Annotated in this window: 23 protein-coding genes; 10 read left to right on the top strand and 13 right to left on the bottom strand. The window is 60.3% G+C overall.

Going from position 1 to position 25,832, the window contains the following annotated elements; all coding sequences use genetic code 11:
• Positions 1-38: 38 nt before the first annotated feature.
• Complete coding sequence (locus QP891_RS07505; RefSeq protein ID WP_284770410.1) at positions 39-455, bottom strand: methylenetetrahydrofolate--tRNA-(uracil-5-)-methyltransferase; 417 nt, start codon at positions 453-455, stop codon at positions 39-41.
• A 172-nt stretch (positions 456-627) separates the two neighbouring features.
• Here QP891_RS07505 and QP891_RS07500 point away from each other — a divergent pair, with 172 nt between their 5' ends.
• Genes QP891_RS07500 through QP891_RS07490 form a run of 3 tightly spaced genes read left to right on the top strand, consistent with a single transcriptional unit; the run spans position 628 to position 3,595 of the window.
• Positions 628-1,413 (top strand): phosphoadenylyl-sulfate reductase, encoded by a 786-nt coding sequence (locus QP891_RS07500; RefSeq protein ID WP_284770411.1) that lies wholly within the window; start codon positions 628-630, stop codon positions 1,411-1,413.
• Entirely contained in the window at positions 1,413-2,312 is a 900-nt protein-coding gene (gene cysD / locus QP891_RS07495; RefSeq protein WP_284770412.1) for a sulfate adenylyltransferase subunit CysD, read from the top strand. The genes QP891_RS07500 and cysD overlap by 1 nt, the downstream gene beginning before the upstream one ends.
• Positions 2,312-3,595 (top strand): sulfate adenylyltransferase subunit 1, encoded by a 1,284-nt coding sequence (locus QP891_RS07490; protein WP_284770413.1) that lies wholly within the window; start codon positions 2,312-2,314, stop codon positions 3,593-3,595. Before cysD ends, QP891_RS07490 begins: the two co-directional genes overlap by 1 nt.
• Positions 3,596-3,708: 113 nt before the next feature.
• Here QP891_RS07490 and QP891_RS07485 read toward each other — a convergent pair whose 3' ends face one another.
• Together QP891_RS07485 and QP891_RS07480 are read right to left on the bottom strand one after the other, a co-directional pair.
• Positions 3,709-4,341: a hypothetical protein gene (locus QP891_RS07485; protein ID WP_284770414.1), complete on the bottom strand. Its 633-nt coding sequence runs from the start codon at positions 4,339-4,341 to the stop codon at positions 3,709-3,711.
• A gap of 243 nt (positions 4,342-4,584) precedes the next feature.
• Entirely contained in the window at positions 4,585-5,073 is a 489-nt protein-coding gene (locus QP891_RS07480) for a hypothetical protein (RefSeq protein WP_284770415.1), read from the bottom strand.
• A 206-nt stretch (positions 5,074-5,279) separates the two neighbouring features.
• Between QP891_RS07480 and QP891_RS07475 the strand changes: the two genes are divergently transcribed.
• Positions 5,280-5,870: a nucleosidase gene (locus QP891_RS07475; protein ID WP_284770416.1), complete on the top strand. Its 591-nt coding sequence runs from the start codon at positions 5,280-5,282 to the stop codon at positions 5,868-5,870.
• 53 nt (positions 5,871-5,923) lie between these two features.
• On the opposite strand, the gene QP891_RS07470 is transcribed toward QP891_RS07475, so the two are convergent.
• The 6 genes from QP891_RS07470 to QP891_RS07445 all read right to left on the bottom strand — a co-directional run bounded on the left by QP891_RS07470 (position 5,924) and on the right by QP891_RS07445 (position 14,045).
• Positions 5,924-7,384: an AI-2E family transporter gene (locus QP891_RS07470; RefSeq protein WP_284770417.1), complete on the bottom strand. Its 1,461-nt coding sequence runs from the start codon at positions 7,382-7,384 to the stop codon at positions 5,924-5,926.
• A gap of 143 nt (positions 7,385-7,527) precedes the next feature.
• Positions 7,528-10,968, bottom strand: a complete 3,441-nt coding sequence (locus QP891_RS07465; protein WP_284770418.1) for a bifunctional proline dehydrogenase/L-glutamate gamma-semialdehyde dehydrogenase — start codon at positions 10,966-10,968, stop codon at positions 7,528-7,530.
• 601 nt (positions 10,969-11,569) lie between these two features.
• A complete protein-coding gene (locus QP891_RS07460; RefSeq protein ID WP_284770419.1) occupies positions 11,570-12,244 on the bottom strand; it encodes a response regulator transcription factor in 675 nt (224 codons plus the stop codon).
• On the bottom strand, positions 12,229-12,384 hold the full coding sequence (locus QP891_RS07455) for a hypothetical protein (RefSeq protein ID WP_023024136.1): 156 nt from the start codon (positions 12,382-12,384) through the stop codon (positions 12,229-12,231). The genes QP891_RS07460 and QP891_RS07455 overlap by 16 nt, the downstream gene beginning before the upstream one ends.
• A gap of 92 nt (positions 12,385-12,476) precedes the next feature.
• Entirely contained in the window at positions 12,477-13,655 is a 1,179-nt protein-coding gene (locus QP891_RS07450; RefSeq protein ID WP_284770420.1) for a sensor histidine kinase, read from the bottom strand.
• Between the two features lie 204 nt (positions 13,656-13,859).
• Complete coding sequence (locus tag QP891_RS07445) at positions 13,860-14,045, bottom strand: hypothetical protein (protein WP_284770421.1); 186 nt, start codon at positions 14,043-14,045, stop codon at positions 13,860-13,862.
• Between the two features lie 467 nt (positions 14,046-14,512).
• Here QP891_RS07445 and dnaK point away from each other — a divergent pair, with 467 nt between their 5' ends.
• The 5 genes from dnaK (at position 14,513) to exaC (ending at position 20,882) form a co-directional block, all read left to right on the top strand.
• Positions 14,513-16,375, top strand: coding sequence for a molecular chaperone DnaK (dnaK, locus tag QP891_RS07440; protein WP_126319898.1), 1,863 nt, complete (start codon positions 14,513-14,515; stop codon positions 16,373-16,375).
• Positions 16,375-17,097, top strand: a complete 723-nt coding sequence (gene grpE, locus QP891_RS07435; protein ID WP_005279390.1) for a nucleotide exchange factor GrpE — start codon at positions 16,375-16,377, stop codon at positions 17,095-17,097. Before dnaK ends, grpE begins: the two co-directional genes overlap by 1 nt.
• A 98-nt stretch (positions 17,098-17,195) precedes the next feature.
• A complete protein-coding gene (gene dnaJ, locus QP891_RS07430; protein WP_284770422.1) occupies positions 17,196-18,401 on the top strand; it encodes a molecular chaperone DnaJ in 1,206 nt (401 codons plus the stop codon).
• A 20-nt stretch (positions 18,402-18,421) separates the two neighbouring features.
• Positions 18,422-18,949, top strand: coding sequence for a heat shock protein transcriptional repressor HspR (locus QP891_RS07425; protein WP_284770423.1), 528 nt, complete (start codon positions 18,422-18,424; stop codon positions 18,947-18,949).
• Positions 18,950-19,361: 412 nt separating this feature from the next.
• Positions 19,362-20,882, top strand: a complete 1,521-nt coding sequence (gene exaC, locus QP891_RS07420; protein ID WP_284770424.1) for an acetaldehyde dehydrogenase ExaC — start codon at positions 19,362-19,364, stop codon at positions 20,880-20,882.
• Positions 20,883-20,926: 44 nt separating this feature from the next.
• On the opposite strand, the gene QP891_RS07415 is transcribed toward exaC, so the two are convergent.
• A complete protein-coding gene (locus QP891_RS07415; protein ID WP_284817020.1) occupies positions 20,927-22,105 on the bottom strand; it encodes an alpha/beta hydrolase in 1,179 nt (392 codons plus the stop codon).
• 119 nt (positions 22,106-22,224) lie between these two features.
• Positions 22,225-22,365 carry a hypothetical protein gene (locus QP891_RS07410; RefSeq protein WP_284770426.1) on the bottom strand — a complete coding sequence of 47 codons (141 nt, stop codon included), beginning with the start codon at positions 22,363-22,365 and terminating at the stop codon, positions 22,225-22,227.
• 91 nt (positions 22,366-22,456) lie between these two features.
• On the opposite strand from QP891_RS07410, the gene QP891_RS07405 reads away from it, so the two are divergent.
• Positions 22,457-23,272 carry a carbon-nitrogen hydrolase family protein gene (locus QP891_RS07405; protein ID WP_284770427.1) on the top strand — a complete coding sequence of 272 codons (816 nt, stop codon included), beginning with the start codon at positions 22,457-22,459 and terminating at the stop codon, positions 23,270-23,272.
• On the opposite strand, the gene QP891_RS07400 is transcribed toward QP891_RS07405, so the two are convergent.
• Together QP891_RS07400 and QP891_RS07395 are read right to left on the bottom strand one after the other, a co-directional pair.
• On the bottom strand, positions 23,269-24,507 hold the full coding sequence (locus tag QP891_RS07400) for an FAD-binding oxidoreductase (RefSeq protein ID WP_284770428.1): 1,239 nt from the start codon (positions 24,505-24,507) through the stop codon (positions 23,269-23,271). The genes QP891_RS07405 and QP891_RS07400 overlap by 4 nt on opposite strands.
• Before the next feature lie 57 nt (positions 24,508-24,564).
• Positions 24,565-25,773 (bottom strand): NAD(P)-binding domain-containing protein, encoded by a 1,209-nt coding sequence (locus QP891_RS07395; RefSeq protein WP_410762428.1) that lies wholly within the window; start codon positions 25,771-25,773, stop codon positions 24,565-24,567.
• Positions 25,774-25,832: the final 59 nt, after the last annotated feature.

Below are 25,832 nucleotides of genomic sequence, written 5' to 3'. Positions count from 1 at the left end.
GGTACCTGCCCGTTCGGTACCTGCCCGCAAGGCCGAATCTAGACTAGGACGTGTGCCAGCTGTGCCTGAGCGATGACGCTGGTCCAGTCCTCAAAATCCGTGATTGGCGTGCACAGCCCCTCCCACGTGGTGACGGGAATGCCACGGGCTTTTAATTCCATGATGATGAGCTCACGGTCACCGTGGGCGGCCAACTGGTGGACCTCGTTATGGGTGATATCGCCGTCTACTCCCACGCGCACGTTTCCCAGTAGTCGAAGCCGCGGAGTAGTCCCCGGTGCGCACTCGTGTGGCACGGCCTCCTCCAGCACCCCAGCAAGCCCCGCGAACCGGCGAAGTAGACCGAACGGTGCAGTTTTTTCTGAGATGAGGTCTACGCACATACCGGCGCTCAGAAGTCTTTCCGCGGTGGATAAGGCGGCAGGGCCTTCTCCAATGATGGCAACACGCTGCATAAAAGTTCCTCCTCGGGCAAATCCGGTAGGCCCGCTATAGACTACATGGTCTATAAATCTAGTCAGCTTGGTTCAGAAATAAAACATTTTATTCTTCCCTTTGGCCAAGCTCAGCGCCATTTCCAGAAAAACGTGCTGCGTGAGCTACCGCGGTTGCCTAGTGTGTGAGCTCATGAACCCAACGACGAACCTGCTGGATGGCGGAAAGCCCTTCCGCGATCCCCACATCTCGCCCGAAGGCACGCGCGATACCGCGCCGCTTTCCACCGAGGTGGCCGCGCGCAATGAACAGCTAGTGGACAAATGGGCGGATAAGCTCGCCTACGAATCCGCAGAAAACATCACCGAGTGGGCCGCCGAGCACGCCCCTGGCCGGCTTGCGGTCACCATGTCCATGGAAAATACCGTGCTGGCAGAGCTCTCCCACCGCGCCGGGCTCGCAGCGGATCTCCTCTTCATCGATACCGGCTGGCACTTTCCAGAAACCCTCCAAGTGGCCGAAGAGGTGGATAAGCGCTACCCGGATCTCCCCCTTGTTCGCGTACTGCCGCTGCTGAGCCCCGAAGAGCAAGATGAGGTGTACGGCCCGCGCCTGTACGCGCGCGATACTGCCGCCTATAACCGCATGCGCAAGGTGGAGCCACTGAATATGGCCATGGACCCTTATGCCGGATGGGTCACGGGCCTGCGCCGGGCCGATTCCGAGCACCGCGCTCACGCCCCGGCGCTCAGCCTGGACCGCACTGGGCGGTTAAAGATTTCGCCGATTATCACTTGGAACTTGGACGATACCGATCAGTACATCGCAGATAATGACCTCATCATCCACCCGCTGACCCTGCAGGGATACCGGTCCATCGGCGATGCGCCGTTGACCTTCCCGGTCGGCGACGGTGAGGACGCCCGCTCCGGGCGAGTATTTGGAGATGGCAAGACAGAATGCGGGTTACACGAATAATGAGCATACTTTCCCCACACCTACAAGACCTAGAAAATGAATCCATCCACATCCTGCGCGAGGTGGCCGGGCAATTCGATAAGGTAGGCCTCCTCTTTTCCGGCGGCAAGGACTCCGTTGTCGTCTTCGAGCTGGCCCGTCGCGCCTTCGCCCCGGCCACGGTGCCTTTTGAATTGCTCCACGTGGATACCGGTCATAACTTCCCCGAGGTGATCAAATTCCGCGATGACCTGGTTGCGGAATCCGGCGCCCGCCTCCACGTCGCCCACGTTCAAGACTGGATCGATAGCGGCGAGCTGCAGGAACGGCCCGATGGCACGCGCAACCCGCTGCAGTCGGTGCCGCTGGTAGAGACCATCGCCAAGCGCGAGTACGACGCCGTGCTGGGCGGGGCCCGCCGCGATGAGGAGCGCGCCCGCGCCAAGGAACGCATCTTTTCCATCCGCGATTCCTTCGGCGGGTGGGACCCTCGCCGCCAGCGTCCCGAGCTGTGGGATCTGTACAACGGCGGCAAGATGGCCGGCGAAAACGTGCGCGTCTTTCCCATCTCCAACTGGACCGAATCCGATATTTGGGAATACATCGGCGCGCGCGGGCTCGAGTTGCCGCCCATTTATTATTCGCACCAGCGCGAGGTCTTCAACCGCGGCGGCATGTGGCTTTCGCCAGGTGAATGGGGTGGGCCGAAAGACGATGAGCAGCTAGAGACCCGCACCGTGCGCTACCGCACCGTCGGCGATATGTCCTGCACCGGCGCCGTCGAATCCACCGCCTCCAGCCCCGATGAGGTGCTCGCGGAAATCTCCATTTCCACCCTGTCTGAGCGCGGTGCCACCCGCGCCGATGACAAACTTTCTGAATCCGTCATGGAAGACCGCAAGAAGGAAGGCTACTTCTGATGACGACTACCCTCGCGCCCAATGTCGGCGCCCTCAAACAGCGCGATACCCTGCGCTTATGCACCGCCGGCTCCGTTGATGACGGCAAATCCACCTTCGTCGGCCGGCTGCTCTATGACACCAAGTCCGTGCTCGCGGATCAGGTCGAGTCCATGGAGCGTTCCTCCTCCGATCGCGGTTTCGATGGCATGGATCTTTCCCTGCTTGTTGATGGCCTGCGCGCCGAGCGCGAGCAAGGTATTACCATCGACGTGGCCTACCGCTACTTTGCCACCGATAAGCGCACCTTCATCCTCGCCGATACCCCAGGCCACGTGCAGTATACCCGCAATACGGTCACCGGCATGTCCACCTCGCAGGTGGTGGTGCTGCTTATCGATGCCCGCCACGGCGTCGTCGAACAAACCCGCCGCCACCTCAACGTGGCCGCGCTCCTGGGCGTGCGCCACGTCGTCCTAGCCGTCAATAAGATCGACCTCGTGGACTATGACGAGCAGGTCTTCCGCGATATCGAGGCCGAATTCCATAAGATTGCCCAGCGCCTAGACATTACCGATACCACCGTCGTGCCCATTTCCGCGCTCAAGGGCGATAACGTGGTCGAGCGCTCTACAACCATGGAGTGGTACACCGGCCCCACCGTCCTTGAGGTGCTCGAGACCATCCCCGTCGCCACCGGACGCGCCGATGAGCTGGACTTTCGCTTTCCCATCCAGTACGTAATCCGCGAGCACGCCACCGATTACCGTGGCTACGCCGGCCGCGTGAAGGCCGGGTCCATCTCCGTGGGCGATACGGTGCACCTGCCCGAAGGCCGCACCAGCACCGTCACCCAGATCGATACCGCCGACGGTCCAGCTTCCTCGGCCGCTGCCGGTGATTCGGTGACGCTACTGCTTGCCGATGACGTCGATCTCACCCGCGGCGATCTCCTCGCCGGCGCCCAACGTCCCCCGGCCACCCGGGAATTCGCTGCCACGGTGGTAGGCCTTACCGAAAAAGACCTAAAACCTGGTCAGATGCTCAAGCTGCGCTATGGTTCCTCCCTGGTCAAGGCCCGCATCGCTGCTCTTTCCCGCACCTTGGATCTCGATGGCGTATCTGACGTTGATGATCCTGAGGCCGTTGTTATGAACGATATCGCCCATATCACCATCCAGACCCAGGCCGAACTGCCTGTGGAGGATTACGCCGCCCGCGGCGCCGTGGGAAATTTCCTGCTCATTGATCAATCCTCCGGCAATACCCTGGCCGCCGGCTTCGTAGGCCACCGCTTGCGCTAAGGCTCGTGCACCAAGCGCACAAACGTCTACAGCAACCGAGAAGCACGCGGTAGCTGTAGACATTTGTGGTGCGCACTTCATGAGAGCCAGCGCTGAAAGGCAGAAGCCCCCTCTTAACAGGGATCGCTGAAGTCTGCGTTGTTATTTAGGGATCGGGCGTTGCCGCCGTACGCAGCCTTGAGTTCGCAGACTTTGTCCACGCTGCGGCCGGCGTCGAAGTAGATCGCATATGCTGTGCCTCCGTCGACTTGGCCGCGGAGAGAACTACAGGCATTGCCGGAAAGAATCTTGGAACCCGGGTATTTGTTTTGCACGCGTTGCGTCTCTGCTGACGGATCTTCGCCCACCGGAATGATGGCAGACTCGACGATCATGATGTAGCGGCCATCGCATTGATCATTCCCAGTGGATTGATCGGAGCGGATCTGGGTCTCCGTTGTCGTCTTCGTCGCAGGTTCAGGTTTCTCTGCGGCTGTGCCCTCATCCTTGTTTTCCTCTTGAGACGAGGTGACGGGGACAAAGGCATCGGCGTCAGTGGAATCAGCAGAATCGCTGCTATTCGTGAGCGCCCACGTGACTCCGGCGGTGATTGCGATGATGGCAATGATTGCTAGGACGATCATCGCCAAGCGTGTGGCCTTGCCACTTTTCCCAGTATTACCTGTGGAATCTCCGGTAGGGGAAGAGGAATTCCATGACTGGTGCTGAGAGGGATCCGGCTGACCCAAAGAATTATTATTAGTCAACGAGGGAGCTCCTTTGCATGAGTTCATCTTGGTCGAATTTGTAGCGCGACTTTCATTGCTTTATGGCCAATTAAAAAGTTGGGTTTCGTCACGGTGGGTGTCTCCTAGTAACTAGGCGGATTGTTACTAGCATGGCTCAATTTCCTCAATTAGATCTTCTGGCACATTTTCTTTCTCCAAGTTGCCGCGGGTATAGCAGGAAATTTCCGCTGGATGGATAACGCCATCCGGGCGTAGCCCATCCTAGCCGTTGCCGCTCCACTGGAAGAGCGAGAAATGCGAGGTGCCAGATTCGGCCACATAAAGCCAGCTGTCATCGCAATATAATTGGATGGGCCGATGGAGCTGGCTAATCGCTTCCCCGTAGTAAGTGCCGCATTTTTCTTCCGTAGAAGCAGGCTCTTCCTGCTTTTGAGGCGTAGGTCCGTCCGCGGTGGCGGTGGATTCAGTTTCCTCTGAACCGGGTGCATTCTTAGCGGAATATTGTTGTAAATCAGAAAATGCGGGCTCCGCGGCCTCATCGCTAGAGCTTGCCGGTCTATTAAAGGAAAAGGTCACTCCCGCCACCAAGGCAATAACAGCGATGATGGCGATGGTGATCATCGCGACCCGCTTGCCTTTACTTTCTTCGGTGCCTTCCTGGGCCTCTGCGCGCGGCCCAGCGTCCGGCGACGAGCTTGCTTGTGCGGCGGGGGATGATTCTGGTTCCTGCGAAGGGTTGTACTTACTCACGAGAGATTCCTTAGACTAAAGCGCAGCAGAAAATAGTGGGGATATGGGAAAGGGCTGTCCTTAGACCATAGCTGGGACATTGGGGCTTGTCGCTGGAATTCTGTAACTCGGGTGCCGCCGAAAACAGTGATGCCAGCGGTGCAGAAGGACAAGCATCTGTGCCGGCGAGTCCAGCGACCACGTGGGGTGCAGGTATTGTCGCAGGCATGGAAAATTTATCTGGACGAACATTATTCGTGGCGGCCGTGGACGCCGAAGCTGCGCACATTCCAGACGGTGAAGCGCTGCTCATTACCGGTATCGGCACGGTTCCAGCCGCGATTTGCCTGACCGAAGTATTGGCAGAGGCTCGCGCAAACGATGCTTTGCCTGAGCGCGTGGTCAATATCGGAACGGCGGGCGCGCTTGTCGATGGCATGGATGGCGTCTTCGAGATCAATAAAGCAACCAAGCACGATTTCAAGCTAGAAGTGCTGACCGATATCAGCCGTTACCTCCTGCCAGAATTCATCGAGCTGGAGACCTCCGGCGAGCTTCCGGCACGCGGGTTGGCCACCGGTGACATGTTTGTCTCTACTACCGCATTGCGCAATGAGCTGGTGAAAAAATCCCAGCTATGCGATATGGAGGGCTATTCTATTGCGGCTACCTGCCAGCGCTTTGGTGTGCCCTGCACGCTACTGAAGCAGGTCTCCGATTCCGCTAATGAGGAATCGATGGGCACCTGGGCTGGCGTCTTGGACCGCAGCGCCCGCCAGTTGGCCGCTGCCGCGGCCGATTTAGGCTTCTTGCGCTAGCCGATGTCTCCATTGCCTTCCTCGCCGTCTCGCACGGCGGAGGAAGGGCGGTTTTAAGTTAGCGGGCTCATGGCCGCGAAAAGCTGCTTTACCTTTTTGCGAGGAGACTCTTCGAGGGGGATCTCGCCGTCGCCTTCTTCGCCGGTGCGCTCGGCCTCGGGGTCTGTATTGTCCGCATCCTCAGCTTCGTCGTCTTCGGATACTGACTTGGATCCGGTGACGATTTCGATGTCATCGGGGGAAACCTCGCCGGCGCGCAGGGCGGCCATTTCTGCATGGTAGCGCAGGACAACGGCGATGGTCGCGGCGACTGGCACGGCGAGGAAAGCGCCAACGATGCCGGCCAGGGTGGAGCCCACGGTGATGGAGAGCAAGACGATGGCCGCGTGCAGGCCCATGGCCTTGGACTGCAGGATGGGCTGGAGGACGTTGCTTTCTACCTGCTGGACAATGATGATTAGCGCCAGCGCGAGCAGCGCATTGGTCAGGCCGTTGGATACCAAGGCGATGATGACAGCCAAGGCGCCGGCGGTGACTGCACCGATGATGGGGATAAAGCCGGCGAAGAAAGTGATGACGGCGATGACCAGTGCCAGTGGGACTTGGAGGACCCAGAGGCCGAGGCCGATGAAGACGGCATCGACAAGCGCGACTAGGGCTTGGGCCTGAATGAAGCCAGACAGCGTCTTCCAGACGCGAGAGGTAAGTTCCGTGATGTGCCAGGCAGCGGAATTACCGGTGTATTTGCGCAGCCAGGGCAGGAACCTATCGCCGTCTTTAATGATGAAGAAGGTGATAAAGAGCATGATGACGGTGGCTACCGCAATGGAGCTGGCCATGGAGAAACCGGAAAGCACGCCGGTGGCGATGGTGGAGGCCTGGCCCTTGGCAAAGCTCACGATGTCTTGAAAGACCGATTGCAGTTGGTCCACCTGAATATCCAGTGGGGACTCATTGACCATCTTGGTTAGCTGCATAATGCCGGCTTCGGCCTCATTAATAAGCACCTTGGACTGTGCGGTGACCATGGGCGCCATGGCGGCAAAGATGCCGCCGAAAATAACCACCAAGCCTAAAAGCGTCGTGACCGCTGCCAGTGTGCGGGGAAAGCCCTTAGAGCGCAGCCAAGCGCTAACTGGATAAAGCACTGTCGAGACCAAGATGGCGAGGATAACCGGCAGCAGGCCCACCCAAATAAAGCGCAGCAGGAACCCCGCCAAGCCCAATCCTGCCGCGATGAGGATGAAGCACACCGAAATCTTGGCCATGCTGCGGAAGTCCTTGGCCAGCACGGCGGACTTATTATCGCGATCGGCGGGATCGGCGGTGGCTACCTCCGCGCCCAACTGGGAATCATCGGGGGAAACTAGCGGTGCGGCATAGGGGTTCTTCGCGTTAGCCTTGCGGTTGACGGAGTTTTGCTCGAGCGCCGACGGGTACTGTGGGCGCTGCGCCGAGTTCTGGCCCGAGTGTTGCTCGGTGCCGTTAGGGGAGTGGTTATCTGGCGTAGTCATTCATCTACTATGCCACAGGAAACCACCTAGGGATAGCGCAGGAAAAGCAGAGAAAAAGATAGCGCCCCACCCAACTCCCAGCAAGAAAGCGGGAGAAGGTGGGGCGCTTACTCAATCTGCCGCGACGGGCAGCAATCGGCGTATTAGTCGCGCAGGTTGCCCACGTTGCGGATGATGCCGAAGCGGTGCATGGTCACGGAGACTGCCTGCTCGAGAAGGTAAGGCATGAGCTCACGGCGGCCATCGGCAAGCACGGGCTGGTCCAGCACCACGGAGTTGGAGCGCACCGCTGCCTCGTAGACGGAATCCGGTACGGTGCCCAGGGCACGCACGCGGGAGGACTCGTCATTGGCCACGGCGGCGGCGAAGGAACCATCAGAAATGGACTTCACGTCGAAGCCGAGCTCCTGCAGCTGGGCGGCAACCTCTGGGGCGGCGGAGATTTCCGTCTCGGCGCCGGTAATCCCGGAAGCCAGTACCTGGCGGGCGACATCGCGCAGCTTGTAGTCCTCGCCCACGCGGATGCGCAGCTTGGTTAGCAGCGGGCGGTAGCGGAAGCGGTTGGCCTCAGAAACCAGCGCGGTGCGGTCGTGGGTGCGGCCGAATTCTTCGAGCCACGCAATCCGGTCCAGCTCGGCGGCGCGCCAGAGCCATTCCAGATCGTCCTGGCTGAGCTCATCAGAAAGCTCATCGCGCAGGCGCTGCAGAATCTTCACGCTGGCTGGGGCGATATCCACGTCGCGCGGCTTGAGTTCGCCATCGGTCCAGGTGCCCATCTGGGCTACGTAGTTAGGGCCGCCGGCCTTCGCACCCGGTCCCATGACGGACTTCTTCCAGCCACCGAAGGACTGGCGCTGGACAATCGCGCCGGTAATGCCGCGGTTGACGTAGGCGTTGCCCACCTCAACGTTGTCGATCCAGTACTCGATTTCCTTGTCATCCAGAGAGTGGATGCCGCCGGTCAGGCCATAGCCGGTGCTGTTTTGCCAAGCGATGGCCTCTTCCAAGGTATCGGCGTACATGATGCCGAGGATGGGGCCGAAGCACTCATTCTTGTGGTACCAAGAACCCGGCTGGACATTATCGCGAATACCCGGGGACCACAGGGTGCCCTCTTCGTTGAGCTTCTCCGGCTTCAGCAGCCACTTCTCGCCCGGCTCCAGCTGGGTCAGGCCGCGCAGCAGCTTCTCGCTCGGCTTTTCAGCCAGGCCGTTCATCGTGGTGGTGATGTCATAGCCCGGGCCAGGCTTCAGGGTCTTGACGGAATCCAGCAGCTGCTCGCGCAGGCGCTTGGACTTGCCCGCAGCGCCGACGAAAATCACCAGCGAAGCGGCCGAACACTTCTGGCCGGAGTGGCCGAAGGCGGAGTTGTACAGGTCCTGGATGGCTAGGTCCGGGTCGGCGGCCGGGGTGATGACCAGCGCGTTCTTACCGGAGGTCTCTGCCATCAGGTTCATCTTGGGCTTCCAGGAGCGGAAGAGCGCACCGGTATCGGATGCACCGGTCAAGATGATGTTGTCCACGTCATCGTGGGAAAGCAGGGCCTTGCCGGCATCGCCTTCATCAGTAAGCACCAGCTGCACCAGATCCGGGTCCAGGCCTTCTGCCTCCAAAGCGGTGCGGAAGGCCTCAACCACCATCTTGCCGCAGTGGACCACCTGGGGAGCAGGCTTGACGATGACCGCCGAGCCCGCCGCCAAGGAAGCTGCAATGCCGCCGGTAGGAATGGCGATGGGGAAGTTCCACGGCGGGGTCACCACGGTGACGGTGTGCGGGTGGAACTCGGAGTGTGCCTCTTCCAAGAAGCGAGCAGACTGGCCGTAGTAGGTGCAGAAGTCAATGGCTTCCGAGATCTCAGGGTCAGTCTGGGTGACCGTCTTATTTGCCTCATAAGCGGCTACGGAGATGAAGTCTCCGCGCTTGGCGGCCAGCTGGTCCGCGACGGCGTCCAGGGCTGCGGCGCGTTCTGCGGCGGGGCGCTTGCCCCATTCGGTGCCCAGCTCCTTGGCGCGGGCGACGTAGCTTTCAACAGCAGACGGGTCGGTGACCTCTTGGACGCCGTGCTCACCGGGGTCATTTGCAAGCGCACGCTTGGCCCAAGTGCGGTTCGGGGTAATTGCCGGGTCCGTATCGGGCTCGTTCCTGAAGCGACCGGAATCCGGTGCCTGGCGCCCGGAATCCTCGAGGCGGTTCTGGGTGCGGCGCGATCCAGCGAAGGTATCCCAGCGCTTGGCAACGGCTTTGCGGAACGTCTCTTCCTGGCTTGCCAGCGGCTCCTCACCCGGGGCGAAGAGGGCGTAGAGGAAGTTCTGCGGCGCGGAGTTCTCCTCCAGGCGGCGCACCAGGTAGGACACGGCGACGTCAAAGTCATCCGCGTGCACCACCGGGGTGTAGAGAATCTGGCGGCCTTCGTAAACCTTGCGCACCGCTGCCTGCTGCGCCGGGGACATGCCCTGCAGCATCTCAGAATCCAGCATGTGCAGCACGCCACGCTTTACACCCAGCTCGTAGGCCATGGCGATGGTGTACAGGTTGTGGCTGGCCACACCGATGCGGATGCAGTCTGCGAATTCCTCCTGCAGGATGTAATCCAGCAGACGGTAGTAGTTAGCGTCTACGTCTAGCTTATTGGTGTAGGTAGCCAGCGGCCAGTCGTGGACTTCGCTTTCAGCGGTTTCCATGGACAGGTTGGCACCCTTTACAATGCGCACCTTGACCTTGGCGCCGCCCTCTGCCACGCGCTGCTTGGCAAATTCCGCGATGTCCTGGAGGGCATCGAAGGTATCGGGCAGGTAAGCCTGCAACACGATTCCGGATTCCAGATTCTTGAACTCCGGCTCGCTCATCAGGCTCTTGAACAGGCGCAGCGTCAGGTGGAGGTCGTGGTATTCCTCCATGTCCATGTTGATAAAGACCTGTGGGTTGCGGCGTGCGGCTTCCTGGTAGAGCGGGCGCAGGCGGTCCTTCAGGCGCTCCACGGAACTGCCGATGTCCCAGTTATTCAGCTGCGCCACCATCGAGGACGCCTTGACGGATACGTAGGTCACGCGCGGGTTCTTGATGAGATCCAGCGTGCGGCGCGCGCGGGACTTTGCTTCCTCTTCACCGAGCACGGCCTCACCCAAAAGGTTGAGATTTAACTGCTCGCCGGAAGCAGCGGCCTTTTCCAGGGTGTCATTGAGCGCATCCGATTCCGCGTCCAGCACCAGGTGGCCAACCATCTTGCGCATGTACAGGCGCGCTACCGGCATGACTAGGTTAGGCAGGATCGGGCCGAAGAAACCGCCGGCACCGACGAGCGCGCCATTGATGCTGCCCAAGAAGGAAGGATCGTACTGGGAAGAAATATCCTTCAGTGCCTTGGCCGCGACCTTGTTATCCTCTGGGCGCATGACGCGGTCAACGAAGTCCATGGTGAACTTCACGCCATTGTCATCGCGCAACAGCTCCGCGAGCTGCTCGGTGGCCTTGTCCTTTTCATCTGCGGTGGAATCGAGCCAGCCTTGCGCCCGCTTAATGGCGGCGGGCAGTACGGCCTCAACATCATCAGATAGTGGCGTGCGGGTGTATGCGGGAGAAGTCATGTGAAATTCAACCTCTTTTTCGAAACGTGTACTTCCAGGTTGGTGGCCAACCCACACCGCGGTGTGGCCTTTGTTCTGTGACTCTTAGCGCCGGGGGCAGAAAGTGGCTGGTAAGTCTATGGAAATTGGAAAGCATGCGAGCGATTAGGACTCCGCATACTTGGCAATGAGTGGAACACGCGGGATGCGCGCGCCGCTGCTCGGTGGTTCAAGCCAAGCGAATCAACAAGCCATAGTGCTACCGGTAGTGGGGACCGGGGGCCTGTCGCTATGGCGGCGGACGCGTGCCAAGTTGGTGTTCAACACTCACCTGCTTTCTACACTGTGGCGATGTGGAGCTAGGGGCAGGAAAGAAAGCCCAGTAGTGGTTTCCTATTCCGGTCCTAGCATGGGCATCACCGGCCGAATGCGGCCGATTGATGCGCGGGAAATGCTATGTAGTTGTCTGTGAAGTCAATTATAGGGTTGTCGATATAGTGATGCTAGTCTCGTTAGGGAAATCGTCCGTGGGGGTAAAAAGGTAAAAAATAAAACCCCAGCATGTGGGGTTTTGAGGGGGTGGGGCCACGATTGGGGGCAGGCGCCATTCGCGCCTATGTAGCTATTTGCCGTACCCCGCTTTTAGTGCTTTGACCGCTAGTTCAAGACGAGACTTGGCGTGAAATTCCGTTAACAGGCTAGAAACGTATTTCTTTACCGTTCCCGGGGCATAGTGCGTGCTTTTTGCGATCTCTTCGTTGGATTTTCCCTCGCACACTAAATCGAGAATCTGCGCTTGAGCAGGCGAAATATGGTGCTCAGGGGTGGAAACCGCAGACGGGGATTGAGCATCGTTTTCGCTCCACTCGGGCATTTGTTGGAATAAGCGCGTTAATGGTTGGGGAGCTACGACCGTGCCACCGCGGACGGCCTCGCGTACCGTGTCCAAGATGTAGGCTGGCTTCGAGCTTTTGAGGATATAGGCTGCCGCCTTATTGGATAGGACTTCCCTTAGGGTGTCGTCATTATCCATTGCGGTCATAGCAATGAATACCGGCGGATTAGGCAGCTCATTTAGCTCGCGCAGCAGCGCTGTGCCGTCCATCTCCGGCATATGAATATCCGCGATGACGGCATCGACATCGTGCTGTTCTAGCTGCTGTAATGCGGCTTTCCCATTTTCTGCGACAGCGATGATTTCCATATCTTCGGTCGCAGCGAAATAGTGGCCGAGTGCCTCGATGACCAGTGGATCATCATCGACTAAGAGCAGCGAAGTCTTTACTTGAAGCACCATGGGGCTGGGCAGCCAAAGACGAGCTCTGCCGAAGACTCGTACTTGTTATTTTGTGGGAGATCGCCTGGGGTGAGGTCTGCGCCGAAGAGAGAGGCGGACAGCATGAGAGGCGTGAGAAAGCTAGCGAGAGCAGCCTGCATGGCACGACTCCTTTTATATAAAAACCGGATTTATAAGAAACATACGTAAGTGTAGTAAAGGGATGGTGGCGCTGCCAGCGAAGGTGAACAAACTAACGTTGTTCATGCGCAGACGGGGGCAGTGCCAGCGTGAGCTCCCAGTGATCGTCGACCTGACCTGCTTCAAACCGGGCATCGATAGTTGCTGCGAGGCGCGTCATCGAATTAATGCCTATGCCGGAGGAGGTCTCCGGTGTGGTGCTCGTTGGCTTGGCAATAGGGTTGCAGATAGTAAGGATCGTCCATCCCAAATGCGGTTGCGCCGATACGGTAATTTCCGCCCCAGGCGGCGAGTACTTGACGGCGTTGAGGCAAGCCTCCCTGGTGATGGCTACGACCGAGTCAAGAACAGAGGGGGAAAACTGGGGGCAAAAATCTTCTCCGCTTACGTTGATAATTGGAGTGCGGTTGAGCTTTGATAGCTGTCCTTCTTCCCAGGCCAGTACCTGTGCAAGGCTTGTAGGGCGTGCGGCTTGTTTAAAACTGAATTCGTCGTTGATGCCGTCAATATTGGAACGCAAGACTTTAGTTAAAGCTCGTATTTCAGACATCGACGAGCGCATTGCATCGCTTAATTCATCGAGGCGGCGGCTGAGCTCCGGTGTGCTGGCGTATTCCAAGCTGAGCGCTTCTAGCTGCATGGTATTGACGGTAAGGCTGGAAATTACCGAGTTATGCAGGGTTTCAGCTAGGTCGGACTGTCGGCGCTTGACATCGTTATTCCACTCCACCATGGCGGTTTTATAGCGCCGTGCGGAATGGGCAAGTGAGCTGCCGATGAAGGTGCTAATGACCAAGAAAATTCCCCAGACCAGTGCCGGTGTTGGATTGAGGACTAGCCGCAACGTACTAGGATCTACCAGCCCTACCAGCCAAAACACTACGCAAAGAAGAATCGACTGCCATTTGGTGCTGTGGAAAGCGAATACGGCAAGGAATACTGGGGCTAAGAAAACGGAACTGGCGTAGGGGATTCCCACGGTAAGGATGGCAATAATCCAAATTGCCAGAAAACCCACTGCCATTGTCTTCGGGTACCGATAGGCAGATGTAGTGATGGCCGTCAAAATTAACCCGACAATTGCCGCTGAAAGTTGGTGTTTAGTTGGGGTGAGGAATGCGGCGAAAAGGGTAAGGGCCAAGCAAATGATGGCGATCAGCGCTGCGGTGCGCTGTAGGGTCATCGCCGCGCGAAGGCGGTGGCGAAATGGAGGTGGTGGGGTGAAAGTCACGGTGGAATGCGCTTCTTTGGTGCTCAGACTGAATAGTTATGAAAGGGCTTGTGGCGTCTCGCACCTAGCTTAAGGCCTGGAAGCGTGAAACCAGCAAATGAAAACAACTAAACCCCGCACCTTCCGGTGCGAGGTTTAAAACCTGCATGGAAAAGTGCGGGGTTTAGTCGGTCTTCATGAAGGAGTGTAAACGCGAAGGTTTACTTAAGCGTTAGCTGCGGCTTCGGTAGCAGCGTCAGCGTTGTCCTTGGAGGACAGGCCCTCGAATACGGAGGACAGGCCTGCGGAGTCGGAGTTGGACTCGGAGGACAGTTCAGCAATGCCCTTGATGGCCTTGAAGATTGCCTCGAAGTCGAGGGCGGAGCTGAGGTTTACGAGGGTACCGAGCATCGGTGTTTCCTTTCGAGTTGGCGGAGTGAAACTACAAATCAATCTCTCTCTGGGTAGCAACCACATCAGTGACTGCTGTGGTTTCCAGTATGTGCGAGTTAAATACGCCTGCCAAGCCTCTTTTGGATCCTTTGTGAGGTAACTTTCGGCCACCTTTTTACGACCCTTTGGGTAGCTTTTGGGTGTGGCAGAGTTTGTTTTTCAAAAGGTGGGTCGCTCCAGCTTGATGTAGAAGAGGGACACGGGTTTGAGGCTAAGAACTGGGAAAAGGGGGATAGTTTTTAAGGAGAGTTGAGTCGGTGGGAATAAGATTTGAGTGTGGGAGGTTATGAAGATTGAGTGACACGGGCTCAAGAATTTATGAACGAGTTCGCAACTTCTGTTAGAGTAGCGCACGGACGCAACGAGAAGTTGAGTCACCGACAATCAACTTTATTAACTGCACTCGATAAAAAGGAGAATGAACCATGGGACGCGCAGTAGGTATTGACCTGGGTACGACGAACTCCGTCGTTTCCGTACTGGAAGGTGGCGAGTCCACCGTTATCGCTAACTCCGAAGGCTCCCGCACCACGCCTTCCGTTGTAGCGTTTGCTAAGAACGGCGAAATCTTGGTTGGTCAGTCCGCCAAGAACCAGGCCGTGACCAACGTGGACCGCACCATCCGCTCCGTCAAGCGCCACATTGGTACTGACTGGACCGTCAACATTGATGACAAGGACTACACCTCCCAGGAGATTTCCGCTCGCACGCTGATGAAGCTGAAGCGCGATGCAGAGTCCTACTTGGGCGAGGATGTTACAGACGCCGTTATTACCGTCCCTGCATACTTCGAGGACGCACAGCGTCAGGCCACCAAGGAAGCTGGCCAGATTGCCGGCCTGAACGTCCTGCGCATCGTCAACGAGCCCACCGCGGCCGCACTTGCATACGGCCTGGAAAAGGGCGAGCAAGAGCAGACCATCCTGGTCTTCGACTTGGGCGGCGGCACCTTCGACGTGTCCTTGCTGGAAATCGGCGATGGCGTCGTTGAGGTTATGGCTACCGCAGGTGACAACACCTTGGGCGGCGATGACTGGGATCAGCGCATCGTTGACTGGTTGGTTGACCGCTTCAAGAGCTCCCAGGGCGTTGACCTGACCAAGGACAAGCGCGCCGTGCAGCGTCTGCGCGAGGCTGCAGAGAAGGCCAAGATTGAGCTGTCCTCCTCCCAGCAGGCCAACATCAACCTGCCTTACATCACCGTTGACTCCGACAAGAACCCACTGTTCTTGGACGAGACCCTGACCCGCACCGAGTTCCAGAAGATCACCCAGGATCTGCTGGACCGCACCAAGGCTCCGTTCAACCAGGTCATCAAGGATGCTGACCTTTCCGTTGGCGATATCGACCACGTTGTGCTGGTCGGTGGTTCCACCCGTATGCCGGCCGTATCTGACCTGGTCAAGGAGCTGACCAGCAAGGACCCGAACAAGGGCGTTAACCCGGACGAGGTCGTTGCAGTGGGTGCTGCCCTCCAGGCAGGTGTGCTGCGCGGTGAGGTTAAGGACGTGCTGCTTCTCGATGTGACCCCGCTCTCCCTCGGCATTGAAACCAAGGGCGGCGTGATGACCAAGCTCATCGAGCGCAACACCACCATCCCGACCAAGAAGTCCGAGACCTTCACCACCGCAGAAGACAACCAGCCTTCCGTGCAGATCCAGGTCTTCCAGGGTGAGCGCGAGATGGCTACCGCCAATAAGCTGCTTGGTTCCTTCGAACTCGGCGGCATCGCACCGGCACCTCGCGGTGTGCCCCAGATTGAGGTCACCTTCGACATCGACGCCAACGGCATCGTCCACGTGACCGCCAAGGACAAGGGCACCGGCAAGGAAAACACCATCAAGATCCAGGAAGGCTCTGGCCTTTCCCAGGAAGAGATCGACCGCATGGTCAAGGATGCCGAGCAGCACGCTGAGGAAGACAAGAAGCGTCGCGAGGAGCAGGAACTGCGCAATAACGCAGAGTCCACCTCCTACCAGACCCGCAAGTTCTTGGAGGACAACGAGGACAAGGTCTCTGAGGACACCAAGACCAAGGTCACCGAGGCTGCTGACGCCGTGGACGAGGCGCTGAAGGGCGATGACCTCGATGCCATCAAGTCCGCAGTAGAGAAGCTGTCCACCGAATCCCAGGAGATGGGCAAGCAGATCTACGAGGCACAGGCTGCCGAGGGTGGCGCTGAGGGTGCTGCTGATGCTGGCGCCGCACAGGGTGACCCAAACGTGGTCGACGCTGAAGTTGTGGACGAAGACGAGAACTCCGACGACAACAAGGATGGCGACAAGTAATGACTCAGGACAGCGGAATGCCGCAAAACCCAGGCGACCCGGAAAACACGGATCCGGAGGCTACCTCGGCTGACCGCGCTGAGGCTGCCGCCGAAAAGGCCGAGGAGGCACAGGCTGCCAACGACGCGCAGGCTGATGCCTCCGAAGAAGCGAAGTTGGATCCCACCCTTGATGCTGACCTCGAAGACGCGCTGGCTGATGTCAACGCCGATGAGGTCGAAGCCGAGGCGGAGGGCGATGAGCCCACCTCCACCGGTGCTGCCACCAACGATGTGGAAGCGCAGTTGGCAGAACGCACGGAAGACCTCCAGCGTCTGAATGCGGAATACACCAACTACCGCCGCCGCACCGAGCGTGACCGCCAATCCGTTATCGAGACCGCGAAGGCAAAGGTCATTAGTGATTTGCTGCCGGTTCTTGATGACCTCGATTTGGCCAAGCAGCACGGTGACCTGGAGGGCCCGCTCAAGGCGGTTGCGGATAAGCTCCGCAAGGGCCTAGAGCAGCACAACCTCACCGCCTTTGGTGAAGAGGGGGAACCCTTCGACCCAGAGATGCATGAGGCCGTGCAAGATTTGTCCTCCGGCGATGAGCAGGTGCTTGGCACCGTGCTGCGCCAGGGCTACCGCGTAGGTGAGAGGCTGGTGCGCAACGCGCTGGTTATCATCGCGGACCCCGGTGAGGATTCCGGCAGTTCGGAAGGCACCGAACAAGCCGATTAATCCGGGAAATGGGCGCCTTGGGAACTGACTGGTTCAACTTCCCCTGGCGCCCTTTTTACTAACTACAACCGATTCTTCTTGAAAGGAGGAGATGCCCAGTGAGCGCTAAACCCGAATGGGCAGACAAAGATTATTATGCGGATCTGGGGGTCTCCTCGTCCGCAGACCAAAGCGAGATCAAGCGCGCGTACCGCAAGCTTGCCCGCGAAAACCACCCCGATACCCACCCCGATGACCCCGCGGCAGCGGACCGGTTCAAGCGGGTTGCGGAAGCATACGATGTGCTTTCCGATGCCTCCGAACGCAAGGAATACGACCAGTTCAAGGCCATGCTGCGCAACGGCGGTGGCTTCGGACGGAACGGAGGCGCCGGCTTTCCCGGCGGGTTTCGATCCACGAACATGGGTGGACAAGGTGCGCAAGACTTCGACCTCTCGGACCTCTTCGGAGGAGCCACTGGAGGATCGTCTCAAGGCGGCGGTTTTGGGGATAGCTTCGGTAGCGTTTTCAACCGCAGCGGTAGTGCTGGCCACTCAGCTAAACCGTCGCGGGGGGCCGACGTCGAAACGGAAATAACCCTCGATTTCCGCGAGGCCGCCAAGGGAACCACCATCCCGCTGGCCTTAAGCGGTAACGCGCCGTGCACCACGTGCCACGGCTCGGGTTCTTCCTCCGGCAAGACCTCAACGTGTGGTACCTGCAATGGCTCCGGGTACACCTCGGAAAACCGCGGTGCGTTCGGTTTTTCCGCCCCGTGCAAGGACTGCGATGGCACGGGCCGCCGCATCCCAGATCCGTGCCCAGACTGTAACGGCTCCGGAACGGTGCACCGCACCCGGAATATCACGGTCCGTATCCCCGCCGGCGTCATTGACGGCCAAAAGGTCCGCATCGCTGGCCAAGGCGAGGCTGGACCGAATGGCACCCCGGCCGGTGACCTCTTCGTTGCGGTTACCGTCAAGCCTGACAAGGTCTTTACCCGCGACGGCGACGATATCCACATCACCGTCCCTGTCTCGTTTGCCGAGCTCGCCCTTGGTGACACCATCACGGTTCCCACCTTGGACAGCCCGGTCCGCGTGAAGATTCCCGCAGGTACCCCGGATGGCCGCACCTTGCGCGTGCGTGGGCGTGGCATTGCCAAGCGCGCCGGCAAGGCTGGCGACCTCTTGGTGAGCGTGCAGGTCACCGTGCCTTCCAAGCTCGATGCAGCGGCCTCCAGCGCCCTGCGCACCTATGCACAAGCCGAAAAGGACTCTGGCTTTAATCCCCGCGCAGGCTGGGCCGGCGCGGAGAGCAATTAAGGCAGGAGGTGCATTGCACAATGAGTACTGGAAAGGCAGAAGGCTCCGGCACCGCCGTTTACGTCATTTCCGTGGCTGCCGAGCTTTCCGGGATGCACGCCCAAACCCTGCGCACCTATGACCGCATGGGTTTGGTCTCCCCGGCCCGCACCCGCGGCGGGGGCCGCCGTTATTCGGATCGCGATATTGAATTGCTCCGCAAGATTCAGGCGCTGTCGCAAGACGATGGAGTCAATCTCGCCGGCATCAAATCCATCATCGAGCTAACCGAAGAACGCGACCAGCTAGAGGCCGAGCGCGATGCGCTTGCCGATGAAGTCCGTGCCCTCCGCGATCAGCTTGCTGCCGGGCAGCGCTCGGGGGCACAACACCCCCAAGCACAGGGGCAGTACACCCGCGGCGCGCAAGGTCCGCAAGGCTCGCAGGTCCCGGGGCGTTCCCAACGCAGCGGTGAGCTCGTCCACGTTCCGCGGTCTACCTCCGTAGTGATGTGGAGCCCGCGCACCGCGCGCGATCGCAAGCGCAACCGCCGAAACGGCAGCGGCTAAACCAGCTAAACCGCCTAATTCGTCCTGCGGACGAGAAACCTCAATTTAAACCCTCCAAACCTTTGCCGCGGCCTAGCGCCCGCACGGGTATGGAGGGTTTATTGCTGCCCAAGAGTCCCTCGCTCTCTCGGTTCACACGCGGTGACCTCTCGGGATCCATCGGCCCCTACCGTTCCCGCGCCCTCTCGCAGGCCGCTGCACCCTCACCCGGACGCTGGTGCACCCGCACAACCAGACTTTGGTCTGTGAAGAAATGTTAATTTCCCACCCCTATTTAGTGCGAAATGCAAAAAAGTGCATTACTATGACGGGAAAGCAGGTGAGCTACAACACAGTAGAACACCTGTAGTGGCACGCGCCAAACACGGCAAACCCCACAGTCGAAATTTCTGCACGAGAGGACACCACCATCATGACTTTGTACGCAGCACCCGGAACCGAAGGGGCCATCGTCAACTACCGCGACCGCTATGACAACTACATCGGCGGCAAGTGGGTACCGCCAGTCGATGGCGAATATATGGACAACATCAGCCCCGTGACCGGTGAAGTATTTTGTCAGGTGGCCCGCGGCAAGGAAGCCGATATCAATGCGGCCATCGATGCCGCGGAAAAGGCGTTTGCAACCTTTGGCAAGACAACTCCAGCAGAGCGCGCACTCTTGTTGCACCGCATCGCGGACCGGATTGAAGAGAACCTCGAAAAGATCGCCGTTGCGGAAACCTGGGAAAACGGCAAGGCCGTCCGCGAGACCTTGGCCGCCGATATCCCACTGGCCGTTGACCACTTCCGCTACTTCGCGGGCGCCATCCGCGCGCAAGAGGGCCGCCTGTCTCAGATCAGCGAAGACACCGTGGCCTACCACTTCCACGAGCCGCTCGGCGTGGTTGGCCAAATCATCCCGTGGAACTTCCCGCTGCTCATGGCTTCCTGGAAGATCGCACCGGCCCTAGCCGCTGGTAACTGCATCGTGCTCAAGCCTGCGGAGCAAACGCCGGCATCCATTTTGTTGCTCATGGATATCATCGGTGACCTCCTCCCAGATGGCGTACTCAATATCGTCAACGGCGTGGGTGAGGAAGCCGGTGCGGCACTGTCGGGTTCGGACCGCATCGCCAAGATTGCGTTTACCGGCTCCACCCCAGTGGGCAAGCTCATCAATAAGGCCGCCGCAGACAAGGTCATCCCGGTCACCCTGGAGCTCGGCGGTAAATCGCCGTCCATCTTCTTCAAGGACATCATGGATGAAGATGACTCCTACCTGGAAAAGTGCGTCGAAGGATTCGTCATGTTCGCGCTCAACCAGGGCGAGGTCTGCACCTGCCCATCGCGCGCCCTGGTCCATGAGGATATTGCCGATAAGTTCTTAGAGCTCGCCATCGAACGCGTCAAGAAGATCAAGATCGGCCACCCGTTGGATACCGAAACCATGATGGGCGCCCAGGCCTCCCAGGAGCAGATGGACAAGATTACCGAGTACCTCAAGATCGGCCCAGAAGAAGGCGCGGAAACGCTTACCGGCGGCCATGTGAACAAGGTCGAGGGCCTCGAAAACGGCTACTACATCGAGCCCACGGTATTTAAGGGCAGCAACGAGATGCGCATCTTCCAGGAGGAAATCTTCGGGCCGGTGCTCTCTGTAGCGACGTTCAAGGACTACGACGAGGCCATAGAGATCGCTAATACCACCAACTTCGGCTTGGGCGCCGGCGTGTGGTCGCGCCAGCAAAACATCTGTTACCGCGCCGGGCGCGATATTCAGGCCGGCCGCGTGTGGGTCAACCACTACCACGACTACCCGGCACACAGCGCCTTCGGCGGCTACAAGGAATCCGGCTTGGGCCGCGAGAATCACTTGATGATGCTCGGCCACTACCAGGAAACCAAGAACATGCTGGTCTCGTACTCGGACGCCCCCGCAGGCCTGTTCTAAGCCCCCAACTGGCGTTCCCACAACCGGCGCCCCCACAGCCCGCGTTAATCCGGTCTGGATTCCCCGGCAGCCACCGTGCCTAGTCCGCGCAGAAACTGCGGGTCCTCCCAATAAGACCCGTGGTCCCCGGGCAGGCCATCCGCGCCGGGGAGGGGAGCGGCACCGAAGGACTGAACGGTGGGATCCGGGCCGTGGATTCCGCTCAGTGGCCCCGTCGCGATAGCGATGGGGTCATTGTCATTGGTCGCCGCCCACACGGTGCCGTGCAGTTCGCGGGCATGCTGGGCGCTCGTGCCGGGGCTTCCCACCAGCACAATATCGGAGGCGATTTCCTTCTCGCGCGCCGCGTATCCGGTCACGACGGAGCCATAGGAATAGCCCACCACCGTTCGTTTTGCGCCCGGATACCGCTTGCCGATGCCCCGCTGAAACCGCGCCAGCTCCTGCCCCGCCGCACGCGCGGGATCGGCGTGCACGGCGCGCGGCAAGCTCGACGGGGCCTGGTAACCCAACCACACGGCGGCCGGCCCACCGCTTGCGGTGGCAATATTGTGGCCGCGGTCCACGGCGCGCTGCCAGGTGGTGGGGTCGGAGGAATGCACGCCTTCAACGAATGTGGTGACGGAGGCGGGTTCCGTGCGAAAACCCTCCGGATCCACCAGCGCTACCAGCCGGCCGGGGCTGGTTTCGACGATGCGCATATCGGGGTTATCCGCGGCCAGCTGCGCCACGCGGTCGCTGGCTTGGGCGAGGCTGATCTCGTGGATGGTATCGAGGGGGAGATCGGCAAAATCCTCGAGCCGCTGCGGTGGTTCCACCCCGGCGGGCGTGCAGAGGGCGTCGATTTCTTGGGCACAGAGCCAATCGAGGGCATCGCCAAGCGCGCGCACCTCCCGCAGCAGCACCCCACCGGCCAGTGCGGCGGGGCCAGAAAACTCATCGACCTTGCCCAAAAAGGAAATGATCCGCGCCTCCACTCCCTCGCGCCAGGCCTGCAGGTCCGCATGCCGGTCGAGTACTTCAATGACTCGGTCCATTTCCCCAAGCGGGCTACTCAGCCACTCGGTGGCCTCCGCCAAACTGGAGCGCGCCGCCACGCCCGCGGGTCCACCCAGCGATAGCGACCGCCAATCGTGGTGCGAGTCCACATAGTGATTCTGCAGTCCAGAGCGATCCGCAGTAAGCTGCGCAGCGCTGTGGCGCAGGGCAGTGGATAAATTCATCGCGCCCTCCCCAAGTTCGCAGCCAGTGAGGAATCGAGCGCGCTGCTGCGGTCTAGGAAGGAGTGGAGGCTGCGCAGGTGCTGGGAAACGGTGGCATCGCTAAGTTGCTGCGTCTCGGACTACTGCGCCACCGCGCGCTGGAGGGCGGCAGACGTCCGGGAGGCTACGCTTAAGTGTGCCTCCGGTAACGCCGCCGCCGGCCGCGCCCTCAAGGTGCGTACATGTGCGGGAAGGTGTTCAGGAATATCTACATAACTCATGCCTTTAAGCGTGGCCGCTGCGGGCTGTAGCCGCGAGGGCAAAACCGCCAACCTGTGGATAACTAGGTGACGCTGCACTAAGTTGGGATTTATGAAAGTAGCAGCAGTGCAATTGACCTCCACCGGCAGCATCGAGGAAAACCAAGAACTCGCCCTGGATAAAATCCGCGAGGCCGCGGCGGCGGGCGCGCGCCTTATCGTGCTGCCCGAGGCCACCTCGCAGAACTTCCGCTCGGGACGCCTAGATGAGCAGGCGCAGAACCTCGAAGGCCCGTTCGCCACCGCGATACAGGAAGCGGCGGAGGAATTGGAGGTCACCGTCGTCGTCGGCATGTTCTGCCCAGCCGATACCATCGAGCGCGAGGATAAGACCATCAACCGCGTATCCAATACCGCGCTCGTCGCGGGCCCTGGCGTGCTGGGTGGCTACGAGAAAATCCACACCTACGATGCCTTTGACTACCGCGAATCCGATACGGTGCAGCCCGGGGAGTCCCTGGTGACCTTTGACGTCGATGACCTTACCGTCGGCGTCGTGGTCTGCTACGATATCCGTTTCCCGGAGCAGTTCAAGGAGCTTGCGCGCGAGGGCGCACAGCTCATCGTCGTGCCCACCAGCTGGGCAGATGGCCCCGGCAAGCTGGAGCAGTGGCGCCTGCTCACGGCGGCGCGGGCACTGGATTCCACCAGCTATATCCTCGCCGCGGGCCAATCCCGCCCAGGCGGCAACGCTGAGGCCGGATCGCCCTCGGGCCCGACCGGCATCGGGCACTCCACCATCGTCGATCCCAACGGCGTGCGCGTGGCCGAGGCCGGCTACGAAGACGAAATCCTCTACGCCGATATCGACCCGCAAGAAGTAACGAAGACGCGCCGCTCCCTGCCGGTGCTAGAGCTTAACGACTAAGACTGCGCCGCATAATCCTCCGGCAGCCACTCCCGGTCGCGGCCCCAGCTGTGGCTTAAGATCCACTGCTTGCCGATGCCCCTTTTCTCCAACCCCTTCCTCGCTTCCGCCACCTCCTCGGCGCTGCCGAAGAGGGCGAAGTGGGTGGGCGTGGTTGTGGATAACTCGACCTCGTTGACTACTACATCGGTCGGGTCGGGGGAGAGGGTGTGGGTGGCGGCATCGGCAAGCGGCCGTGCGCCCAGCAACCACGGGTCGTTTTCTTGCCGGATGATGCGGCGCAGGCTGAGATCAGGGTAGAGGGCCGCAAGGTTCTGCTGGAAGTGCGTGTCATAGTGCGCGCCGGGGCTATCCGCAACGGCAAAAATCTGCAGGGACAGGTTCTTCGCGAGGCCCTCCTCGCCCGCATCCGCGGCCTGGCGGGCCGCCAGCGCCAAGCACCGCGCCGCCGCCCAGCCCGTGCCATAGGCCAGGATGACCAACCTGCCGCCGCGCAACGCGCGCAGGTCCTGCCAGATGGAGCCGGTGGGCCGGCCCAATGTCCACCAATCGCCTGGCTTGGTATGCGCAAGCGACCGCGAGGCCGCGCCCACCGCGGCGACGTGGAAGACCAGCTGGCCGGTGGCATCGCTTGGCTGCGCGGGGGTGAGCATCCGCCACTGGCCGGGAAGGTACTGGGTGGTAACGGGGAAATACTGCCCCGGCTCGAAGGCTGCGGGCATTCCTGCCTCGACGCGAATGACCGCGGTTTCGCGCGTCGGCCGATCCACCGCGACCACCTGCCCCGAATACGCCGGCGCCTCCCCAGCCAAGTCCGCCTCGCGCGCCGCACTGGCCATCTCCTCGCAGACCTGGTGGATGACGGCGCAGGCGAAGTCGTATTGGTACCGCGTCAGCGCCAACACCCGCAGGCCTTTGATGAGCGCCTTCTCGAACCGCGCATAGACCTCGGCCGGGAAGCCGTGCCTGCGGTGATCGCGGCCGAGCTGCGCGATCTTCTCCCGGACGGCCTCGGGCAGCGCAGCCCCAACCCCGGACCCTGCCTTCGCACCGGCGCTGCTGGGCTCTGCGTGTTCAATCACCCACGCCAATGCATGCACCATGGACCGGTGGGTGTCCTGCATAGAAAGGGAAAAGACCTGCCGCGCTTCCGGCACCATGAGGAAAAACTGCTCATGCACCGCATTACGGTAGTCGTCTGCATACTTCCGGAAGTGCTCGCCCAATTCCCACATGGTTTCCCATCCTAGTGTGCTTTCCTGCCTTTTAGCGCGCGCATTTTGGCCCCGGGGCTACAGACCCAGCACCTTGATAACCTCGCGCGCCGCCAAGCGCCCCGCGCGCGTCGCCCCCACCGTCGAGGCGGTCGACCCATAGCCGGCGAGGAAGACCCGCGGGTTCGCCACAGGCGAGACCTCGTTGCGCATGACAATCCCGCCCTTGCGCGAGCGCAAGCGCAACGGTGCCAGGTGGTCCAGCACCGGGCGGAAACCGGTATTCCAAAAGATGACGTCCACCGCCAGGTGCGTGCCCGCCGGGTAGGGCTGCCATGCCGCCATGCTTTCCGATGCCCCCACAGCCCCGCCGTTCGCAGACCCGCCAAACCGCACGCCGGTCGCGTCAATAGCATTGAACATGCCGCGCGAGACCAAAACGCCGCGCTCTACCGCATCCAGGTATTCCTGCCAGGGCGGAATCCCGGTGGTCGAGACCACCGAGGCCGGTGGATTGCCGCTAAAGACCCGCTCGCGGACCTTCTCTTCCACATCCAAGCCCCACTGCTTATCAAACTCCGTATCCGTAAAATCCGGAGCCCGCCGCGTGGCCCAAGTGGTCTGGGCGATGCCCTCAAGTTCCAATAAAAACTGCACCGCGGATAGCCCACCGCCGACGACCAACACGTGCTGGCCTGCAAAGTCCTCCGCTGCTGAATAGTCCTTGGTGTGCAGTTGGCGCCCGCCGAAACTGCCGATGCCCGGAATATAAGGAATATACGGCCTATCCCACGTGCCGGTGGCGTTGACGATGGTGTCCGCGGAAAACTGCTCGCCGGACTCCAGCGTCACGAGAAACGCGCCGCGTGCGCCGCGGGGATTGCGTGCGCCGCGCGCGCCGGGTTCTACGGGCAGGGCACGGACGCTGCGGACGCGCGCCGAGCGGTAGGGCCGCAGTTGGAACTTGTCCTCGTAGGCGCCGTAGTAGGCGGCGACTACGTGTGAGGCGGGGGAGGAGGCGTCGGCAAGCGGGGCGGGCATGCCCGGCAGGCTCGCGATGTTATGGGCCTTTCCCAGCGTCAGTGAATCCCACCGGTGACGCCAGGCGCCGCCGGGGGCGGGGTTGGCATCGATAAGCAAAAAGTCTTGGGCGGGGATAAGGCCGCGGGAGGTGAGCTGGTGGGCCGTCGCCAAGCCTGCCTGGCCCGCGCCGATGATAATGCTGAGGTAGTGCTCCACCGTGCCATTGTAGCGGGGGTGAAAAATCCGCCGTATGTTGTGGCTCACTACATGATATGTAATGTACTTTTTATCTGCGCGCTCGCTGCACGTGAGCGACCTGCCAT

Source organism: Corynebacterium sp. MSK310 (assembly GCF_030227355.1).
GTDB lineage: Bacteria > Actinomycetota > Actinomycetes > Mycobacteriales > Mycobacteriaceae > Corynebacterium > Corynebacterium rhinophilum.
This window is presented reverse-complemented; position numbering and strand designations above follow the sequence as displayed.

Bases quoted from the DNA above. Each gene is read 5' to 3' on its own strand.
- dnaK (WP_126319898.1), top strand. From the start codon at position 14,513: ATGGGACGCGCAGTAGGTATTGACCTGGGTACGACGAACTCCGTCGTT.
- QP891_RS07460 (WP_284770419.1), bottom strand. From the start codon at position 12,244: ATGGTGCTTCAAGTAAAGACTTCGCTGCTCTTAGTCGATGATGATCCA.
- QP891_RS07475 (WP_284770416.1), top strand. From the start codon at position 5,280: ATGGAAAATTTATCTGGACGAACATTATTCGTGGCGGCCGTGGACGCC.
- grpE (WP_005279390.1), top strand. From the start codon at position 16,375: ATGACTCAGGACAGCGGAATGCCGCAAAACCCAGGCGACCCGGAAAAC.
- QP891_RS07425 (WP_284770423.1), top strand. From the start codon at position 18,422: ATGAGTACTGGAAAGGCAGAAGGCTCCGGCACCGCCGTTTACGTCATT.
- QP891_RS07455 (WP_023024136.1), bottom strand. From the start codon at position 12,384: ATGCAGGCTGCTCTCGCTAGCTTTCTCACGCCTCTCATGCTGTCCGCC.
- cysD (WP_284770412.1), top strand. From the start codon at position 1,413: ATGAGCATACTTTCCCCACACCTACAAGACCTAGAAAATGAATCCATC.
- QP891_RS07505 (WP_284770410.1), bottom strand. From the start codon at position 455: ATGCAGCGTGTTGCCATCATTGGAGAAGGCCCTGCCGCCTTATCCACC.
- QP891_RS07400 (WP_284770428.1), bottom strand. From the start codon at position 24,507: ATGTGGGAATTGGGCGAGCACTTCCGGAAGTATGCAGACGACTACCGT.
- QP891_RS07405 (WP_284770427.1), top strand. From the start codon at position 22,457: ATGAAAGTAGCAGCAGTGCAATTGACCTCCACCGGCAGCATCGAGGAA.
- QP891_RS07500 (WP_284770411.1), top strand. From the start codon at position 628: ATGAACCCAACGACGAACCTGCTGGATGGCGGAAAGCCCTTCCGCGAT.
- QP891_RS07470 (WP_284770417.1), bottom strand. From the start codon at position 7,384: ATGACTACGCCAGATAACCACTCCCCTAACGGCACCGAGCAACACTCG.
- QP891_RS07445 (WP_284770421.1), bottom strand. From the start codon at position 14,045: ATGCTCGGTACCCTCGTAAACCTCAGCTCCGCCCTCGACTTCGAGGCA.
- exaC (WP_284770424.1), top strand. From the start codon at position 19,362: ATGACTTTGTACGCAGCACCCGGAACCGAAGGGGCCATCGTCAACTAC.
- QP891_RS07410 (WP_284770426.1), bottom strand. From the start codon at position 22,365: ATGAGTTATGTAGATATTCCTGAACACCTTCCCGCACATGTACGCACC.
- QP891_RS07490 (WP_284770413.1), top strand. From the start codon at position 2,312: ATGACGACTACCCTCGCGCCCAATGTCGGCGCCCTCAAACAGCGCGAT.
- QP891_RS07415 (WP_284817020.1), bottom strand. From the start codon at position 22,105: ATGAATTTATCCACTGCCCTGCGCCACAGCGCTGCGCAGCTTACTGCG.
- QP891_RS07465 (WP_284770418.1), bottom strand. From the start codon at position 10,968: ATGACTTCTCCCGCATACACCCGCACGCCACTATCTGATGATGTTGAG.